Annotated in this window: 13 protein-coding genes and 3 pseudogenes; 9 read left to right on the top strand and 7 right to left on the bottom strand. The window is 36.6% G+C overall.

Annotation, left to right across the window (positions count from 1 at the left end; translation table 11 throughout):
* Positions 1-250: 250 nt before the first annotated feature.
* The 6 genes and pseudogenes from ACJ5H0_RS22475 to ileS all read right to left on the bottom strand — a co-directional run bounded on the left by ACJ5H0_RS22475 (position 251) and on the right by ileS (position 5,915).
* Complete coding sequence (locus ACJ5H0_RS22475) at positions 251-895, bottom strand: SanA/YdcF family protein (RefSeq protein WP_345991521.1); 645 nt, start codon at positions 893-895, stop codon at positions 251-253.
* Between the two features lie 12 nt (positions 896-907).
* Positions 908-1,546 carry a lipoprotein signal peptidase gene (locus ACJ5H0_RS22470; protein WP_172281172.1) on the bottom strand — a complete coding sequence of 213 codons (639 nt, stop codon included), beginning with the start codon at positions 1,544-1,546 and terminating at the stop codon, positions 908-910.
* Positions 1,546-1,740 carry a DUF2683 family protein gene (locus ACJ5H0_RS22465; RefSeq protein ID WP_172281170.1) on the bottom strand — a complete coding sequence of 65 codons (195 nt, stop codon included), beginning with the start codon at positions 1,738-1,740 and terminating at the stop codon, positions 1,546-1,548. The genes ACJ5H0_RS22470 and ACJ5H0_RS22465 overlap by 1 nt, the downstream gene beginning before the upstream one ends.
* Before the next feature lie 18 nt (positions 1,741-1,758).
* Positions 1,759-2,004 carry a DUF6576 domain-containing protein gene (locus ACJ5H0_RS22460; protein ID WP_172281168.1) on the bottom strand — a complete coding sequence of 82 codons (246 nt, stop codon included), beginning with the start codon at positions 2,002-2,004 and terminating at the stop codon, positions 1,759-1,761.
* 80 nt (positions 2,005-2,084) lie between these two features.
* The gene (locus ACJ5H0_RS22455) at positions 2,085-2,465 is read right to left on the bottom strand and encodes a TraR/DksA family transcriptional regulator (RefSeq protein WP_034740299.1); all 381 of its coding nucleotides are present in this window, start codon (positions 2,463-2,465) and stop codon (positions 2,085-2,087) included.
* 59 nt (positions 2,466-2,524) lie between these two features.
* Positions 2,525-5,915, bottom strand: a pseudogene (gene ileS / locus ACJ5H0_RS22450) (isoleucine--tRNA ligase).
* 339 nt (positions 5,916-6,254) lie between these two features.
* Between ileS and ACJ5H0_RS22445 the strand changes: the two are divergent.
* Positions 6,255-7,934, top strand: coding sequence for a M23 family metallopeptidase (locus tag ACJ5H0_RS22445; protein WP_411252107.1), 1,680 nt, complete (start codon positions 6,255-6,257; stop codon positions 7,932-7,934).
* Between the two features lie 101 nt (positions 7,935-8,035).
* Positions 8,036-9,329 (top strand): annotated as a pseudogene (locus ACJ5H0_RS22440) (phenylacetate--CoA ligase family protein).
* A gap of 58 nt (positions 9,330-9,387) precedes the next feature.
* On the opposite strand, the gene ACJ5H0_RS22435 reads toward ACJ5H0_RS22440, so the two are convergent.
* Positions 9,388-10,641: an NAD(P)/FAD-dependent oxidoreductase gene (locus ACJ5H0_RS22435; protein WP_411252106.1), complete on the bottom strand. Its 1,254-nt coding sequence runs from the start codon at positions 10,639-10,641 to the stop codon at positions 9,388-9,390.
* Between the two features lie 98 nt (positions 10,642-10,739).
* Between ACJ5H0_RS22435 and ACJ5H0_RS22430 the strand changes: the two genes are divergently transcribed.
* The 7 genes and pseudogenes from ACJ5H0_RS22430 (at position 10,740) to ACJ5H0_RS22400 (ending at position 18,281) form a co-directional block, all read left to right on the top strand.
* Positions 10,740-12,266, top strand: coding sequence for an HAL/PAL/TAL family ammonia-lyase (locus ACJ5H0_RS22430; RefSeq protein WP_411252105.1), 1,527 nt, complete (start codon positions 10,740-10,742; stop codon positions 12,264-12,266).
* The gene (locus tag ACJ5H0_RS22425; RefSeq protein WP_411252104.1) at positions 12,263-13,369 is read left to right on the top strand and encodes a WG repeat-containing protein; all 1,107 of its coding nucleotides are present in this window, start codon (positions 12,263-12,265) and stop codon (positions 13,367-13,369) included. The genes ACJ5H0_RS22430 and ACJ5H0_RS22425 overlap by 4 nt, the downstream gene beginning before the upstream one ends.
* Positions 13,370-13,384: 15 nt before the next feature.
* The gene (gene fabG, locus ACJ5H0_RS22420) at positions 13,385-14,116 is read left to right on the top strand and encodes a 3-oxoacyl-ACP reductase FabG (protein WP_411252103.1); all 732 of its coding nucleotides are present in this window, start codon (positions 13,385-13,387) and stop codon (positions 14,114-14,116) included.
* 17 nt (positions 14,117-14,133) lie between these two features.
* On the top strand, positions 14,134-15,354 hold the full coding sequence (locus ACJ5H0_RS22415) for a beta-ketoacyl-[acyl-carrier-protein] synthase family protein (protein ID WP_411252102.1): 1,221 nt from the start codon (positions 14,134-14,136) through the stop codon (positions 15,352-15,354).
* A gap of 5 nt (positions 15,355-15,359) precedes the next feature.
* A complete protein-coding gene (locus ACJ5H0_RS22410) occupies positions 15,360-15,614 on the top strand; it encodes an acyl carrier protein (RefSeq protein WP_172281149.1) in 255 nt (84 codons plus the stop codon).
* Between the two features lie 48 nt (positions 15,615-15,662).
* Positions 15,663-16,545: pseudogene (locus ACJ5H0_RS22405) on the top strand (LpxL/LpxP family acyltransferase).
* Positions 16,546-16,745: 200 nt separating this feature from the next.
* A complete protein-coding gene (locus tag ACJ5H0_RS22400; protein WP_411252101.1) occupies positions 16,746-18,281 on the top strand; it encodes a phytoene desaturase family protein in 1,536 nt (511 codons plus the stop codon).
* Positions 18,282-18,319 lie beyond the last annotated feature (38 nt).

The following is an 18,319-nucleotide window of genomic DNA, read 5'->3' as shown; positions in this document are numbered from 1 at the left end:
AAAGATTAAAAGATTAAAAGATTAAAAGATTAAAAGATTAAAAGATTAAAAGATTAAAAGATTAAAAGATTAAAAGATTAAAAGATTAAAAGATTAAAAGATTAAAAGATTAAAAGATTAAAAGATTTTTGGATAAATCTCGGGAATTTTTTTACAAAAAGAAGGATCAATAGGAGCGGACTTTAGCCCAAAGTTAAGATTAATTTAAAATAAAAATATGCTCAATCCTCAAAATCTGGGGACACAAAAACTATGGAATCACAATCTTTTCCCCACCGAATTTCGGTTGTACCCCAAATAAAAGATCCCAGTATACTTTGGTTTTAGCAAGATACTCCCTTAGATTGGTCTTTAAACCCGCATATTTATTCACATCATTTGCATTATAACCATAGGCTTCGATTCCGTTTTTACGGGCTAAAAATACGGCTCTTTCATTGTGGAACTTTTGGGAAATGATGATGAATCTGGTTTGTCCAAAAATCTCTTTAGCTCTGATTACAGAATCTAGTGTTCTAAAACCTGCGTGATCCAGAATTATTTTATCCTGGGGAATTCCGTATTTCATTAAAGCAAGCTGCATATCCTCAGGCTCATTATAGTCCGCAGTACTGTTATCTCCACTTACAATAATGTATTGTATCTTACCACTTTTATAGAGATCTATAGCGGATTGTATTCTGTTGTAGAAGTATGCATTAGGCATACCGCTGTTTAGTGTTTTACTTGTTCCAAGGAGGATTGCTGTTTTGGTCGAAGGTAATACTGATAAGTTATCTGAAATGTATGGGGCACTTTGTTTTTTGATATTATAGTTGGCAAAGGCAATAAAAATAATTCCTGCTACGAGAAGAAGCAGGAAAATTTTAAGAGTATTTTTAATCAGTTTTTTCATCTGTATTATTTTCTAAAATTCCAGTCCGTTGGGAAAGGCCTTTTTTCTGAAAATCAATAATAATATGGCTCCTACAGTAATGGCAGAATCCGCGACATTAAAGATATATTTGAAAAATTCAATGTGCTTTCCACCAATAAGAGGGAAGCTTTCCGGTACATTCCAGTCTACCAGTGGGAAGTGAAGCATATCCACTACACAGCCTCTCATGAAAGACGAATATCCTTGTCCTGCAGAAGCTATTTTCGAAATACCTCCGTATCCGATCCAGCGGTCGATGCTTGGATCATAAACGGTGCCGCTATCGAAAATTAACCCGTAAAACATTCCGTCGATAAGATTACCGATGGCTCCTGCAAAAATTACAGCCATTGGAATGATAAGATAATTGGAGGCTCCCTGCTGAAGCCATTTTTTGAACATATAAATCATCCCTCCGATCAGGAATATTCTTAGAATAACTAAAAAATATTTACCTATAACACCTCCAAAGTGAAGTCCATAAGCCATTCCTGGATTCTCTACGAAAGTAAGTTTGAAACCCGGAAGAACGGAAACACTATCATCAAGGTTGAAATGAGTTTTTATATATATTTTTGAAGCCTGGTCGATTAACAATACCAAAAATGTAATAGCTAATATCTTTTTCATTACTGTCCTTTAGGTTTTGAGGATTTTGCAGCCGGTTTTACATTTTTATTATCGCTTGCTTTCTTAATCACTTTTTGTCCGTTAAATGAACTTTTAACATGAGCCTTTTCAAATTTAATGTTCATTTCCTTCAGAACACTTTTCAGTGCACTCAGCTCCATAGGATTTTTGGGATGTACTATTATAGATTCCATTGTTCTGGATTTAGATTTTTACTTCTTAGATAATTCGTCAAGTCTTTTTCTGTCTTTTGGAGAAAGATCATTGATGCCGTTTTTGCCCATCTTACCTAAAAGTTTGTCAATTTCTTTTTCCCTTTCGCGTTTATCGGAATTAAACTGATCATCGATTGTATAGTTTTTGTGCTGATCAGGAAAGAATTTGTTTTTAATCCTTTCCCTGTTGAAAAACCATAAAACCACAATAAGGATCAACCCTAAAATTAAATATTCGCTCATGGATATAAATTAAAAATTAGGTTTATAAAGTATTACTGCTAATACAATATAAACCCAAATTTATTTTACAAACCTTACGGTTATTTCTGCATATTTTTCGCTTCGATGCTTAAGGTAGCATGAGGAACTGCCAATAATCTTTCTTTTGGAATCAGTTTCCCTGTTACTCTGCAAACACCATACGTTTTATTTTCTATTCTGATTAAAGCGTTCTTAAGATCACGAACAAATTTTTCCTGTCTTCCTGCTAAGATCGAGTTTTGTTCCTTACTAAGAGTTTCAGCTCCTTCTTCAAACGCTTTGAATGTAGGCGATGTGTCATCAGTCCCATTATTCTGGTCATTGATAAAGCTTTCTCTTATCAGTTGTAAATCTTTTTCTGCTTTTTCTATTTTTTCTTTAATGATCGCTTTAAACTCTTGTAAATCAGAATCATTATATCTTACTCTTTCGTCTGACATGTTCTTTTCTCTTTTTTAATAAAATTATGAAATGGAATTTGAAATGCAATAACTATATGTTAATTTTTTTCAACATTTACCTTAAAATTAACCTCATCTATCTCAATTTCGTTAAAATTTGAAAGTGAAGATACAATTTCTATTTTATTTGACAAGACCTCTGCAGAAATATATTCTTCATTTTTCTTGATATTATCAAGGAATGGTGAATTTTCTTCTATGAAGATATTTATTCTGTCTGTCAACTCGAAGTCTTTGTCTTTTCTCAGGTTTTGAATTCTATTGATGAACTCTCTTGCCACACCTTCAGATTTCAACTCGTCTGTCAACGTCAAATCTAATGCCACAGTTGTTTTTCCATCAGAAGTCACTGTCCATCCCGGAATGTCTTTTGTTGAAATTTCAACATCATTCATTGTTATTTCGTAACCTTGGATAGCTATTTTGCCTTCTTTTTCTAAGTCAGCAATTTGTTCTGATGAGAAATTAGCAATTTCATTTCCAACTACTTTCATATCCTTCCCTAATTTAGGGCCTAATGCCTTAAAGTTCGGTTTAATTTGCTTTACAATTAAATGAGAAGCTTCTTCTGCATTGATTAATTGTAATTCTTTTACATTCACTTCCTGTTTGATCAGTTCCGCAACTGCAAGAATCTGTTCTTCAGCTTTGGAATCTAATACAGGAACCAATACCTTTTGTAAAGGCTGGCGTACTTTTACATTCTCTTTTTTTCTAAGAGAGAATACCATGCTTGTGATTTGCTGTGCTAAATGGGTTTTTTCAACCAGATCCTGATCGATTAAACTTTCATCAGCAACCGGGAAATCTGTAAGGTGTATTGAATCACAGTTTTCTTTTCCTGTTACCTTATTCAGATCCTGATACAACTGATCCATAAAGAACGGAGCAATTGGTGCGGATAATTTAGCAACTACCTCAAGACATGTATATAAAGTCTGGTAAGCGGAGATCTTGTCATCGGAGTAGTCTCCTTTCCAGAAACGTCTTCTGCATAATCTTACATACCAGTTACTTAAGTTGTCATTTACAAAATTACTTATTGCTCTTGCTACTCTTGTAGGTTCATAATCCTCGTAGAATGCTTTAACCTCTTTAATTAAAAGGTTCAGTTCGGAAAGGATCCATCTGTCTATTTCCGGACGGTTTTCCACATCCTTTTCTGAGTAATTGAATCCATCCACATTCGCATATAATGCAAAGAAGGAATAGGTATTATAAAGGGTTCCGAAGAATTTTCTTCTTACCTCATCGATTCCCTCAATATCAAATTTCAAATTCTCCCAAGGATTAGCGTTGGAGATCATGTACCAACGTGTAGCGTCCGGGCCATAAACGGAAAGAGTTTCGAACGGATCTACCGCATTACCTAAACGTTTAGACATTTTCTGACCGTTTTTATCCAGAACAAGTCCGTTACTCATAACATTTTTATAAGCAACTGAATCAAAAACGGCTGTTCCGATTGCGTGAAGGGTATAGAACCAACCACGGGTCTGATCCACACCTTCGGCAATGAAGTCCGCCGGAAAGGCCTTTTTATTATCTATTAATTCTTTATTTTCAAAAGGGTAATGCAATTGGGCATAAGGCATAGAGCCTGAGTCAAACCATACATCGATCAGGTCGCTTTCACGATTCATAGGTTTTCCTGATGCAGATACCAAAACAACTTTGTCAACTACATTTTTATGCAGATCTACCAAAGAGTAGTTTTCTTCCGTCATGTTTCCTATTTCAAACCCTTTGAAAGGATTTTCTTTCATGAATCCTTTTTCAACGGATTTTTCGATCTCGTTGTATAGTTCCTCTACAGAACCGATTACTATCTCTTCTTTCAGGTCATCCGTTCTCCAGATAGGTAATGGAATACCCCAGTAACGGGAACGTGAAAGGTTCCAGTCATTAACATTTTCTAACCAGTTGGCAAAACGTCCTTCTCCGGTAGCTTTTGGCTTCCAGTTGATCTCCTTGTTCAGATTCACCAGGCGGTCTTTTACGGCCGTCATTTTTACAAACCACGAATCCAATGGGTAATATAATACAGGTTTGTCAGTTCTCCAGCAATGAGGATAACTGTGGACGTATTTCTCTACTTTGAAAGCTTTATTCTCTTCTTTTAATACAATTGCCAAATGAACATCCCAAGATTTTTCAGGAGCGGTCCCGTCATCATAATATTCATTTTTGATATACTTTCCTGAGAATACTTCCGGAACATTTTCTCCTTTTATAAATCTACCCTGCAGATCTACTAACGGAACAAGATTGTCGTTTTCATCTTTTACCAACATTGGAGGAATACCTGCCTCTTTAGCAACTCTGGCGTCATCCGCACCAAAAGTTGGAGCGATATGAACGATACCGGTACCGTCTTCAGTTGTCACAAAATCACCGATGATCACTCTGAATGCCTTTTCAGGGGTTTCAGACGGCGTAAACCATGGGATGAGCTGCTCATACTGAGTTCCTGCTAACTTTTCTCCGTTAAACTCTTTCAGAATCTGGTAAGGGATTGTTTTGCTCTCCGATGTATAGTTGGCAAAATCTTCCGCTGTTCCTGCTACATATTTTTTACCAAAGTTCTTTTCCAAAAGAACTCTTGCCAACACAACCGTTACAGGCTCAAAAGTATATTGGTTGAAAGTTTTAACAACAACGTATTCAATGTCTCTTCCTACAGCAAGAGCAGTATTTGAAGGCAGCGTCCATGGAGTAGTGGTCCAGGCCAGGATGTCTACATTACCTTCTACATCGTTGAACAAATCACTGGTTTCTTTTTTTTACTCTGAATTGAGCTACTATGGTGGTATCCGAAACATCACGGTATGTTCCGGGCTGGTTCAACTCATGTGAAGAAAGTCCTGTACCTGCTTTTGGAGAATAAGGCTGGATCGTATAACCTTTATACAACAACTCTTTGTTGTATAATTGTTTTAGTAACCACCAAACGGTCTCCATATATTTTGATTTATAGGTAATATATGGATCATCAAGATCCACCCAATATCCTATTTTTTCTGTAAGGTTATTCCACACGTCTGTATAACGCATTACCGCTTCACGACATGCTTTATTATAATCTTCAATAGAAATCTTTTTGCCAATATCCTCTTTCGTAATTCCTAGTTCCTTTTCAACACCAAGCTCCACAGGAAGCCCGTGTGTATCCCAACCCGCTTTACGGAAAACCTGTTTACCGTTCTGAGTCTGGTAACGGCAGAAAATATCTTTCAACGCTCTTGCCATTACATGGTGAATCCCGGGCATACCGTTTGCTGAAGGCGGACCTTCATAAAATACAAACTCAGGGCTACCTTCGCGAATTTCAACACTTTTATTGAAGGTTTTATTTTGTTTCCAAAATTCCGAAACATTGTCGGCTATATCAATAAGGTTGAGGTTTTTGTATTCTTTAAATTGACTCATTGTATTATCTCAATATCGTTGATTAATTAAGTTGGCAAATTTAGTGATTTTTTGTCGGTTTATAATATATGTTTTATTTTGATATCATCTATTAAAAACTTCAATTTCAGAAATATAAATAAAGGGATTGATTATTTGTGAATTTTGAAATGCAAAATTGAGCTTTTTTAAGGTTTTTACTGGATACTTCTATGACCTTTATTCATTAAAATTATTCTCATATTAATAAAAATGGGCTAGAGCCCACTTTCAAATTATACATTTTATCATTTGGTTTTAACTTTTCTGATAATTAACCAAAATTTCGTAATTTTAAGATAACACATAAAAACCATTTGAATGAAAACCATTTCCAGATTATTGCTTATTATTTATTTTGTGAGCGGGAACCTGATGCTGGCTCAAAATAGCTATCCTCAAAACTACTTTAGAAATCCTTTAAATATCCCGATACAGCTGGCGGCTAATTTCGGTGCTGTACGGCCAAATCATTTTCACATGGGGCTGGATATACGGACGAACAGTCAGGAAAATCTTCCCGTAGTAGCTGCTGCGGAAGGTTATGTAAGCAGAATAAAGGTTGAACGCTATGGTTTTGGCAATGCTGTTTATATTACACATCCTAATGGTTATACTACTGTTTATGCCCATTTAAACAAATATTTTGATCAGCTTGACGCATTCGTAAAAGAAATGCAGTATAAAGATGAAAAGTGGGAGCAGGATATTACTTTTTCTCCACGCCAGTTTCCTGTAGCGAAAGGGCAGATGATCGCTTTAAGTGGAAATACCGGCGGATCCGCCGGACCCCATCTGCATTTTGAAATCAGAGATACAAAAACGGAAGAGTGTCTGAATCCGTTGTTGTTTGGTTTTAACATTCCGGACAATGTTGCCCCCATAGTGAGTGGTTTGTATTGGTATGACAGACGGTTCAGTAGTTATGAGCCCGGGGCGAATGATGTCTCTGTTAAAAAATCAGGAAATACTTATACGGCCAATATCATATACGTCAATTCTCCGGTTGTGAGCTTAGCCATTAAAGCTGTGGATAAAGCTAATAAGGGTTTTAATCTCGGGATCTATGAAGCACAGCTTTTGATGGATAATAAATTAATATACAGCTTTACAATAGATAAAGTGAGTTATGATGATACCCGTTATATCAATGGTTGTATCGATTACGCAAAGTTCATTCGTGATAAAATGAGTATTCAGCATTTGTCTGTATTACCGGGAATGAAGCTTTCTGATTACAGTTCCGGATCAAATGGGATTATAAACCTTCCTGATGATACGATTCATAATATTGAAATTGTATTAAAAGATACTAATGGAAATACCAGTCGGCTAACAACCCAAATCCAATGGATTAAAACCTCAGAAGGAATAGTTGAGGGTGCCCAGACAATACATCCTAATGAAGCAAGGACAATAAAAACAGAGAATGCGGAAATCAATTTGAGCAAAAATGCTCTTTATGACGCAATTAATTTTAAAATGTCTGAAAGATCTGATTCGGATGCAGTTTCAAATGCTGTCATATTACACAATCTCTATGTTCCCATTCATGATCATTATGCTCTGAAAATAAAACCCAACCGGAAATTAAATGATGAAGAAAAGAACCGCTTGGTAATTGAGCTTAACTATGGAAGTGATAAAGAGTTTATTAAAGGAAAGTGGAATGGTAGCTATCTCGAAGGACAATTTAAGAGATTGGGGGTAGCGAGAATTCTTTTGGATAATAGTGTGCCATCGGTTTCTCCAAACTGGAAAGAAGGTGCGCTTATAGCAGGCAGTTCTTTGATCCTCAGAGGGAAAACGGATATTGGAGATGTAGAATCATTTCGTGCGGAACTGGATGGGAAATGGCTTCGTTTTGCCAGAATAAAAGATAATTTCGTTTATCTTTTTGATGAAAAATGTCCTAAAGGTTCGGGTGTACATACACTAAAAGTGACAACAACCAATACTGCAGGAAACATGAATACACAAACTTTTACATTTCAGAGATAACATGTCGGGGATACACGACAATTAAAAATCATGAATACATTATACCCGAATACATTCTACAATATTTTATTTAATAAATTTGTTACATAAAAATAAAATCATTGGAATTCTATCCATCAATCGAAAAATCAAACCTTCCTGAAATTAAACAGTTTCAGGAAAAAAAAACTTCAGGAACTTCTAATTTATCTTGAAAAGAATTCGCCGTTTTACCAGAGATTATTTAAAGAAAATAATATCAGCAGTGGTGATGTTCAATCTTTGGAAGATTTACGGAAGATTCCTACCACCTCAAAGGATGATCTGCAGCAGCATAACCATGATTTCTTCTGTATTCCTCCAGGGGAGATTGTAGATTACAGTACGACTTCGGGAACTTTAGGAGATCCGGTAACCTTTGGGCTATCTGATAAAGATCTCGAAAGGTTAGCTTATAATGAAGCTATTTCTTTTGCTTGTGCGGGAGTACAGAAAGGAGATGTAGTGCAGATGATTACTACGATCGACAAAAGATTTATGGCAGGTTTAGCTTATTTTCTGGGACTGCGGAAAATGGGTGCCAGTGTTGTAAGGATGGGACCTGGAATTCCGGAATTACAATGGGATTCTATTTTCAGGTATAAGCCTAAATACCTGATCACAGTTCCTTCTTTTCTCCTAAAAATGATAGATTATGCAGAAAAGAATGGGATTGATTATAAAAATTCCAGCGTTTATGGAGCTGTTTGTATTGGGGAAAGTATCAAAAACCAGGATTTTACAGATAATATTCTTTCGCAGAAAATCAAGGAGAAATGGAATATTAAACTTTTTTCTACATATGCCTCCACAGAAATGAGTACGGCATTTACCGAATGTGAGTTTCAGGTGGGTGGACATCAGCATCCGGAGCTGATCATTACAGAAATACTTGATGATAATGAAAATCCTGTACAGGAAGGTGAAAGTGGTGAATTGACTATTACTACTCTGGATGTGGAAGCTATACCATTGCTTCGATTTAAAACAGGAGATATTGTAAAAGCACATTATGAGCCTTGTCAATGCGGGCGTAACACCATGCGTCTTGGACCTGTGATCGGAAGGAAGCAGCAGATGATCAAATATAAAGGGACAACACTTTATCCACCTGCAATGAATGATATTTTGAATGATTTTAATAATTTACAATGTTATCAGATTGTTATTCAATCTAATGAAATCGGGCTGGATGAGATCATTATTAAAATCAGTACGGATAGTGAGTCTGAAGATTTCGTAAGCGAAGTACGGGATCACTTCCGGGCTAAGTTAAGGGTAAGTCCTAAGATTGAAATCGTGGAATTTGAGACTTTATCTAAAGTTGTACATAATCCCAACAGCAGGAAACCGATTACTTTTATTGATATGAGATAGATAAAAGAAATAAAGTACTTTAAACTAATAGAAAAGCGGCCTGAAACTAGGCCGCTTTTTATTGTAATTCTTGTTGTTGTTTCTCTATTTTAATCAGGTTAGCAAGATTTTTTATGACGGTATCGTGCTTCTTTACAAAAGGATTGTCTTTATTCCACACATAACCCGCCAGGACCGCACATATTTTTCTTTTCACATCTTCGTTTTCCGGCCTGTGGAAGAACAGCTCCTGTAAGTTTCCTGTATACCATTCTTTTACATAAGTGGTAAAAACATCCACACCATATAATATGTAATCCGAATATTCTTTTTGCCAGTCAATAGTTTCCCCGTTCAATTCTCTGATGGCAAGTTTGGCTGCCAGCATTCCGGATTCTGTAGCAAAAGCCATCCCCGATGAAAAAACAGGATCTAAAAATTCTGATGCATTTCCGGTAAGGGCGAACCCGTCACCGTATAGTTTTTTTACAGAGCAAGAGTAATCAACTAGTTTTTTAGGTTCAAAGATAAAGTCTACGTTTCCAAAACGTTTCACATAATAATCCGAGAGTGAAATTGCTTTTCTGAGAGCTTCCGTTGTGTCACCATTTTCTGCAAGCTTTTCAATATAACCTGTAGGACCTACAATTCCTACGCTTGTATTTCCATTAGAAAAAGGAATGACCCAAAGCCATACTTCAGTTTCAATGATATCGAAAGAGATTAAGGTTCCTTCCGTTCCCGTTTCTCTATTGATATCTTCAACATGCGAAAAAATAGCGGAGTGAGGAGATAGTTTTGAAGGTTTTTCCAGATCAAGTAAACGAGGCAACACCCTTCCATAACCACTTGAGTCAATAACGAATTTTGCATGGATTTCTTTCGTCTCGCCATTCTTATTTTTTACGGTGGTCACAGAATCTGTTCCTTCAAACCTGATGTCGACTACTTCTGTTTCAAATTCAAGGTCAATTCCTTTATTGATGACTTCGTTGGCAAGTGTATTATCAAAATCAGCTCTGGGAACCTGCCAGGTCCAGTCCCAACCTTCTCCGAATTTGTCACTGAAATCAAACAGGCAGACTTCATCACCTCTCAGGAAGCGGGCTCCCAGTTTTTTTTCAAAGTTCATTTTGTCCAGGGCAGGGAAAAGTCCGGCTTCATCAAAGTGATCCATTACTCTGGGAATTAGGCTTTCGCCAACGACCAATCTTGGGAATCTGGCTTTCTCAACAACCTTTACATTGATGTTGTTCTTCTTTAAGTATGAGGAAGATACACATCCTGAAGGTCCGGCACCGATTACAAGAACGTCTACAAACTCTTTACCCATCTTTGATTTTTTATTTTAATAATAACTTCTATCTTTGCCGCAAAATTAGTGACAATTAATTAATATTTTATAAAATTATCTACTATTACTTCTGATTAATGAAAATAGACAACTTTTTAGAACTGAGGGATTTTCAAAAAATTATTATTGAAAATGAGAAAATAGAACTGGATGATACACTTTTGATAAGAGTGGAAGAAAGCTTTCAGTTTTTAAAAGAATTTTCAAAGAATAAAGTAATATATGGTGTAAACACAGGTTTTGGGCCAATGGCTCAATTTAAAATCAGTGATGAAGACACCCATCAGCTTCAGTATAACCTGATCAGAAGCCATTCTTCAGGAATTGGGAATCCTCTTCCTGCAGCCGAAGTTAAGGCTTGTATGTTAGCGAGACTTAATACTCTGTCTTTGGGAAATTCCGGTGTTCATAGTTCTGTTGTCTATTTACTTAAAGAATTGATAAACAGAGATATTATCCCTCTTGTTTTTGAACATGGAGGAGTGGGAGCAAGTGGGGATTTGGTCCAGCTTGCCCATTTGGCATTGGTTCTGATTGGTGAAGGGGAAGTATTTTATAAAGGTGATAGGCAATCAACAAAAAAAGTTTTTGAAACGGAAGGATTAGAGCCGATAAAAGTTGAGATCAGGGAAGGATTAGCTTTAATGAACGGAACTTCTGTAATGTCTGGTATCGGAGCTGTAAATGCTTATAAAGCGAACCAGCTTACTGAAATATCCATAAAGCTTTCCTGCGCGATTAATGAGATTGTTCAGGCTTATGATGATCATTTCTCAGAGGTTTTAAACGGAACCAAAAGACATTATGGACAGCAGAAAATTGCTGAAAAAATGAGAGCCCATTTATCTGACAGTAAACTGATCAGAAAAAGAGAAGATCATTTGTATACCCACTTCGAAGAGCAGGAAAAAGTATTTAAAGAAAAGGTTCAGGAATATTATTCATTAAGATGTGTTCCTCAGATTTTGGGGCCTGTACTGGATACTTTGGAATACACAGAGAAAGTCCTTGAGAATGAGATCAATTCCGCAAATGATAATCCAATCATCAACGTTGATGATAAACATGTATATCATGGTGGAAACTTCCATGGTGATTACATTTCGCTGGAGATGGATAAACTAAAGTTGGTCGTAACTAAATTAACAATGCTTGCAGAAAGACAATTGAACTATCTTTTAAACTCCAAGATCAATGAAATTTTACCTCCTTTTGTTAATTTAGGAAAATTAGGATTTAACTTCGGAATGCAGGGTGTTCAATTTACAGCTACCTCTACTACTGCTGAAAGCCAGATGCTGTCGAATTCTATGTATGTCCACAGTATTCCTAACAATAATGATAACCAGGATATTGTAAGTATGGGAACGAATGCAGCGGTTATTTGTAGAAAAGTAATAGAAAATGCTTTTGAGGTGTTAAGTATAGAAGCGATCACAGTTGTTCAGGCAATCGAATATCTTGGTTTCCAGGATAAAGTGTCCTCTTCAACAAAAAGCTTATATGATGATATCAGAAAAATCATCCCGGCATTCTCTGACGATATGGTGATGTACCCTTATCTGGAAGAGGTGAAACAATATTTTAAAAACAACAAAGGATGAAAAAAGTGTTGATTTTTTCTCTTATCGTATTGGGGCAAAGTATATTTGCTCAGCAGCTTGCATTGGTAAAAGAAAAGGCGAAAATAGGATATATTGATAAATCGGGAAATTACGTAATTGAACCTGCATATGAAACAGCAAGAAGTTTCTCTGACGGATTAGCAGCTGTGAAAATCAAAGATATGTGGGGGTTTGTAGGGAAAGATGGTAAAATGGCTATCGAACCTTCCTTCACGAAGGCGAGGGATTTCAATGATGGACTTTGTGCTGTGGAACGTGATGGAATTTGGTTCTATATCAATAAGAATGGAGAAAAGCTAAACATGCCGTATTCGGATAAATTATACGATTTTAACAATGGACTTGCCTTAATAAAAGTTTCAAATAAAATCGGAGCATTTGATACGGGCGGAAAGGTTGTAATACCCGCAGAATATGATGTTATCAAACCCTTTCAAAATGGTTATGCGAGGATTTCTCAGAACGGATTATGGGGAATTATTGATACAGCCGGAAAAGTGATTGTTCCTGTGGAATATAACGATATCGGAGAATATAAGAACGGAGCAACCTGGGCGCAGAAAGGAAAAGCTTATGGTATTATTGATGGAAGTACTTTTTCCATCGCTGAAGGTGCGGATAAGGTCTGGGATTTTGGAAACCAGCCCATTACTTACGCCCGCAGAAACGGAAAAATAGGATTTGTGGACAAAGCAGGAAAATGGGTGATAGAGCCTAAGTTTGATAAGGCGAGGGCATTTAATCAAAATTTAGCTCCTGCATATTCAGGAGGAAAATGGGGATATATTGATATGAAAGGAAACTTTGTAGTAGAACCTGCATATAATGATGCTGAAGTTTTTAGCAATGATAACCTGGCTCCAGTAAAGGGAAAGAATTGGGGATTCATTGATACTTCCGGTAAGCTTGTTATTCCGATGGATTATGATATTTCAGTAAGCTTTGGGTTCAATGAAAAAAATAAAGGTTTTAATGACGGCGTTTCCAGAGTGAAGAAATCCGGAAAATGGGGTTTTATTGATAAAACAGGATCCCTGGTGGGAAATAAATGGTTTTATAATGCAGAACTTTTTCAAAATTAAAACTAATTCTAAGAGATGAAATGTGCAATTGTAACAGGTGGTTCCAGAGGTATAGGAAGGGCAATCTGTATAAAACTGGCTGAGGAAAAAAACTATCATATAATGATCAACTATACTTCTAATGAAGAGGCAGCAAAGGAAACATTGGCAAAAGTTGAAGAACTTGGAGCCACTGGAGAAATTCTTAAGTTTGATGTGGGAAATGCCGAAGAAACCCTTAAGGTTTTAGGAGATTGGCAGGAAAGTAATGCCGATGCATTGGTTGAAGTGATCGTAAATAATGCAGGGATTACCAGAGACGGTCTGTTTATGTGGATGAAGAATGAAGACTGGAATAGTGTAATTAATACCAGTTTAAATGGTTTTTTCAATGTTACGAATTTTTTCATTCAGAAATTGTTGCGTAACAAATATGGCAGGATTATAAATATGGTTTCAGTTTCCGGTGTTAAAGGAACTGCCGGACAAACCAATTATTCCGCTGCAAAAGGAGCCTTGGTGGGTGCAACAAAAGCGCTTGCGCAGGAGGTTGCTAAAAGAAATATCACGGTAAATGCAGTAGCTCCGGGATTTATAAGAACAGATATGACACAGGAGTTTAATGAAGATGAATTAAAGGCAATGATTCCTGCAAACAGATTTGGGGAGGCTGAAGAAGTGGCTGACCTGGTTGCATTTCTGGCTTCACGAAAATCCTCCTATATTACAGGAGAAGTGATTAATATTAATGGTGGTATTTATTCATAATCAATAGCATAAGAAAGATGGAAAATAGGGTTGTGATTACCGGAATGGGAATTTATTCTTGCATCGGAACTTCTTTAGAAGAGGTGAAAGAGTCCCTATATCAAGGCAAATCAGGGATCGTTCTGGAAAAGGAAAGAAAGGAATTCGGATACAGATCAGGGTTAACAGGACAAGTTCCTAAACCGGACCTTAAAGGTCTTCTGAACAGAAGACAGCGTGTAAGCATGGGAGAAGAAAGTGAATATGCTTATCTTGCTACAGTAGACGCCTTAAGACAGGCTCAGGTCAGCGACAGTTTTCTTGAAGATCATGAAGTAGGTATTTTGTATGGGAACGATAGCGTATCTCAGGCTGTAGTGGAAGCGATTGATATTGCCAGGGAAAAGAAGGATACTACATTGATGGGATCAGGTGCCATTTTCAAGTCTATGAACTCTACGGTGACCATGAACCTATCCACGATTTTTAAACTCAAAGGAATTAACCTTACCATCAGCGCAGCTTGTGCAAGCGGATCACATTCTTTGGGGCTTGCTTATCTGATGATCAAAAGCGGTCTGCAAGACATGATTGTTTGCGGCGGAGCTCAGGAGACCAATAAATACTCAATGGCCAGTTTTGATGGGCTGGGTGTTTTCTCTGTAAAGGAAGACGAACCTGAAAAGGCATCAAGACCTTTCGATTCTGCACGTGACGGATTGATCCCGAGTGGGGGAGCGGCGACCTTAATCGTCGAAAGCCTTGAATCTGCCCAAAGGAGGGGAGTTCCTGTTTTAGGAGAGATTATAGGATATGGTTTTTCTTCAAACGGGGGACATATTTCTACTCCTAATGTAGATGGTCCTGCTTTAGCAATGGACAGAGCTCTAAAACAATCCGGATTAAGTGCTAAAGATATAGACTACATCAATGCACACGCTACATCTACTCCGATAGGAGATGCTAATGAAGCACGTGCGATCTACGAGATTTTTGGCAGCGAAGTTCCGGTAAGCTCTACAAAATCAATGACAGGACATGAATGTTGGATGGCGGGAGCCAGCGAAGTGATTTATTCGATGCTGATGATGGAGAATGGTTTTGTAGCTCCGAACATCAATCTTGAAAATCCCGATGAAGAGGCAAAAAGGATAAATTTGGTATCTAAAACAAAAAATCAAAAAATTGACGTATTTTTGTCGAATTCTTTTGGGTTTGGGGGAACCAATTCGGCATTAATTGTAAAAAAATTTGATTAAAAAAGATGGAAAGAGAAAAAATTGTTGCTATCGTTAATGATTTTTTAGTAAATGAATTTGAGGTAGATGGCGATGAGATAAACAAAGACGCTAACCTTAAAACAACTTTAGGTTTAGACAGTTTAGATTATATTGACATGGTTGTCATTATTGAGGCTAACTTCGGAGTGAAGTTAGGCGAAGCCGATTTTAAAAAGATGGTCACATTTGATGACTTCTACAACACTATTGAAAACAAAATAGCTAACAAAAACGCATAACTATCGACTGAACTTTATTTTTTATTATAAAAATCAGGCAGATCAAAAATGAACAAGTGGAAAGGTAAGTCTAAAGGAACAATATCAGGATATAAGATATTTGTTTACTGTATTAGAAATATCGGCATCAGAAGTTCATATTTTGTGCTTTATTTTGTAGCAACCTATTACTTTCTGTTTCTAAGAAAGAGTAATCAGTATATCTTTTATTACTTCAACAAAAGATTAAAGTATAATTTCTGGAAGTCAAAAATCGCTGTATTTAAAAGTTACTTTACTTTTGGAAAGGTTCTTATCGATAAGACAGCCATATCGATTGGCTTAAGGGATCGGTTTACCTATGAATTTGATGGGATCCAGAATCTTAAGGATCTTCTTAATGAAAAAAAAAGGCGGCGTACTTATCAGTGCTCATATCGGAAATTTCGAAATCGCGGAACATTTTTTTGCAGATATTGATTTCGATTGTCAGATTAATTTAGTGACTACGGATCAGGAGGTTACAGCCATTAAAGAATATATGGACAGTATTGCTGTTAAAAAAAGCAATATCAAATTTATTTACGTTAAAGATGATATGTCCCATATTTTCGATATTAATACCGCCTTATCTAAAAATGAGTTGATTTGCTTTACAGGAGATCGCTACTTTGAAGGCTCTAAATCCCTGGAAACCGAATTGCTGGGGAAAAGTGCCAAGTTTCCGGCAGGTCCGTTTCTTATTGCCTCCAGGTTAGGAGTGCCTGTGGTGTACGTTTATGTTATGAAAGAAAAGAATCTCCACTACCATTTATACGCTAGGGTTGCACACGTAAAAAAACGGGACGCTCAGGGGTTATTAAACTCTTATGTCGAGAATCTGGAGAATATGATTAAAAAATATCCGCTGCAATGGTTCAATTATTTTGATTTCTGGGATGATATTAATTAATTTTCTATACTTTTAAGGCATAAAAACTAACAATAACTCCAACTGCTAAGATTTCTTTAGAAGTTTAGATCAATGAAGCTTACTGTATTTGTTTTTGTCCTTGCATAATCTTAATGTAAGGAAGAAGCAAAAATAAATACTCGTCTGCTTAATAATTTAACCTCTGAATTTCTTAGCTTTAAAGAAATGAGACGCTACTTTTGAAAAAAGAATATGACATACTTGTAATCGGCAGCGGTTTAGGAGGTCTTGTTTCGGCTTTGATTTTAGCGAAAGAAGGTCTTAAGGTATGTGTATTGGAGAAAAACAATCAGTACGGAGGTAATCTACAGACCTTTTCCCGTAATAAACTTATTTTCGATACCGGTGTTCATTATCTTGGAGGGCTTTCAAAAGGCCAGAACCTGAACCGTTTTTTTTCCTATCTGGAAATTATGGATGATCTGGAAATCCATCAAATGGATCTAAACGGATTTGATAAAATAACTTTTAACGGAGATGATACAGAATATCCTCATGCGCAGGGTTATGAGAACTTTGTTTTTCAATTATCCCGTTTCTTTCCTCATGAAAAAGAAAACCTTGAAAGATACTGTGAGGGAGTACAATACGTCTGTAATCATTTCCCCAGATATAATGTGGTTGGAAAAGATCATTACAATGAGGAGATCCTTCACCTCAATACCCGGAGATTCATAGAATCAATTACTTCTGATAAGAAGCTGCAGGCCATATTATTAGGGTCTAATTTTCTGTATGGCGGAGATTCTGAAAATACCCCGTTTTATGTGCATGCACTTACCGTTAATTCCTGTATTCAGAGTGCTTATAAATGTGTGAAAGGAGGAAGCCAGATCTCCAAGTTGCTCATCCGCAAATTACGGGAATATGGTGCAGATGTTCACAAGCATTCTGAAGTCTCTGAAATGATCTTTAATGAGGATGTTTTGGTAGCCGTAAGGACTAAAACGGGTAAGGAATATGCTGCTAAAAAGTTTATTTCCAACATGGAAATCCGTTCTACTCTAAAGCTGATCAACGAGAAAAGACTAAGAAAATCTTTTCTTAACAGGGTTTTAAGCTGGGAGCCTATTTCTTCCTGCTTCAGTGTCTATATTGTTCTGAAGCCGGGAAATATACCCTATTTTAATCACAACATCTACCATTATTCTTGCAGTGAACAGGTTTGGAATGCTTATCAGTATAAGAATGAAACCTGGCCTGAGACGTATATGCTAAGCTCCACGCCATCGAAGCATCATCCTGAATTTGCAGAAAGTATGACAGCAATTACTTATATGGATTTTGATGAGGTGAAAAAATGGGAGAAAACAGTCAATACAGTAACGGATGAGCATGAAAGAGGGAAAGAATATGAAAAGTTCAAGCAGGAAAAAGCCAACAGGATGATTGATGCGCTGGAAAAGAAAATTCCGGATCTCAGACAATCGATTAAACATATATACACCTCTTCACCACTTTCTTATCGTGATTATATAGGAAGTTTTGAAGGAAATATGTATGGATATATAAAAAGTTCTGAAACCCCATTGAAAACAATGGTTTCACCAAGGACTAAAATTGATAATCTTTTTTTAACCGGACAGACTGTTAATATGCATGGTATTTTAGGCGTGACCATAGGTGCTTTTAATACCTGTGCCGAGATTTTAGGGAAAGGACTTATTGATGATCGTTTGAAAAAAATGGATACAAAGAGTGACAAAGAGAGTTAATTTCAGGTTTTCAATTCGGGATGATAGAAAGTGGAATG

It is taken from the genome of Chryseobacterium proteolyticum (assembly GCF_046591535.1).
GTDB classification, from domain to species: Bacteria; Bacteroidota; Bacteroidia; order Flavobacteriales; family Weeksellaceae; genus Chryseobacterium; species Chryseobacterium proteolyticum.
The sequence above is the reverse complement of the archived record's forward strand: the minus strand, read 5'-3'. Positions and strand labels throughout refer to the sequence as shown.

Excerpts from the sequence above, each read along its gene's own strand:
- ACJ5H0_RS22475 (WP_345991521.1), bottom strand. The coding sequence starts at position 895 with ATGAAAAAACTGATTAAAAATACTCTTAAAATTTTCCTGCTTCTTCTC.
- ACJ5H0_RS22465 (WP_172281170.1), bottom strand. The coding sequence starts at position 1,740 with ATGGAATCTATAATAGTACATCCCAAAAATCCTATGGAGCTGAGTGCA.
- ACJ5H0_RS22425 (WP_411252104.1), top strand. The coding sequence starts at position 12,263 with ATGAAAAAAGTGTTGATTTTTTCTCTTATCGTATTGGGGCAAAGTATA.
- ACJ5H0_RS22435 (WP_411252106.1), bottom strand. The coding sequence starts at position 10,641 with ATGGGTAAAGAGTTTGTAGACGTTCTTGTAATCGGTGCCGGACCTTCA.
- ACJ5H0_RS22445 (WP_411252107.1), top strand. The coding sequence starts at position 6,255 with ATGAAAACCATTTCCAGATTATTGCTTATTATTTATTTTGTGAGCGGG.
- ACJ5H0_RS22410 (WP_172281149.1), top strand. The coding sequence starts at position 15,360 with ATGGAAAGAGAAAAAATTGTTGCTATCGTTAATGATTTTTTAGTAAAT.
- ACJ5H0_RS22415 (WP_411252102.1), top strand. The coding sequence starts at position 14,134 with ATGGAAAATAGGGTTGTGATTACCGGAATGGGAATTTATTCTTGCATC.
- fabG (WP_411252103.1), top strand. The coding sequence starts at position 13,385 with ATGAAATGTGCAATTGTAACAGGTGGTTCCAGAGGTATAGGAAGGGCA.
- ACJ5H0_RS22470 (WP_172281172.1), bottom strand. The coding sequence starts at position 1,546 with ATGAAAAAGATATTAGCTATTACATTTTTGGTATTGTTAATCGACCAG.
- ACJ5H0_RS22455 (WP_034740299.1), bottom strand. The coding sequence starts at position 2,465 with ATGTCAGACGAAAGAGTAAGATATAATGATTCTGATTTACAAGAGTTT.
- ACJ5H0_RS22430 (WP_411252105.1), top strand. The coding sequence starts at position 10,740 with ATGAAAATAGACAACTTTTTAGAACTGAGGGATTTTCAAAAAATTATT.
- ACJ5H0_RS22460 (WP_172281168.1), bottom strand. The coding sequence starts at position 2,004 with ATGAGCGAATATTTAATTTTAGGGTTGATCCTTATTGTGGTTTTATGG.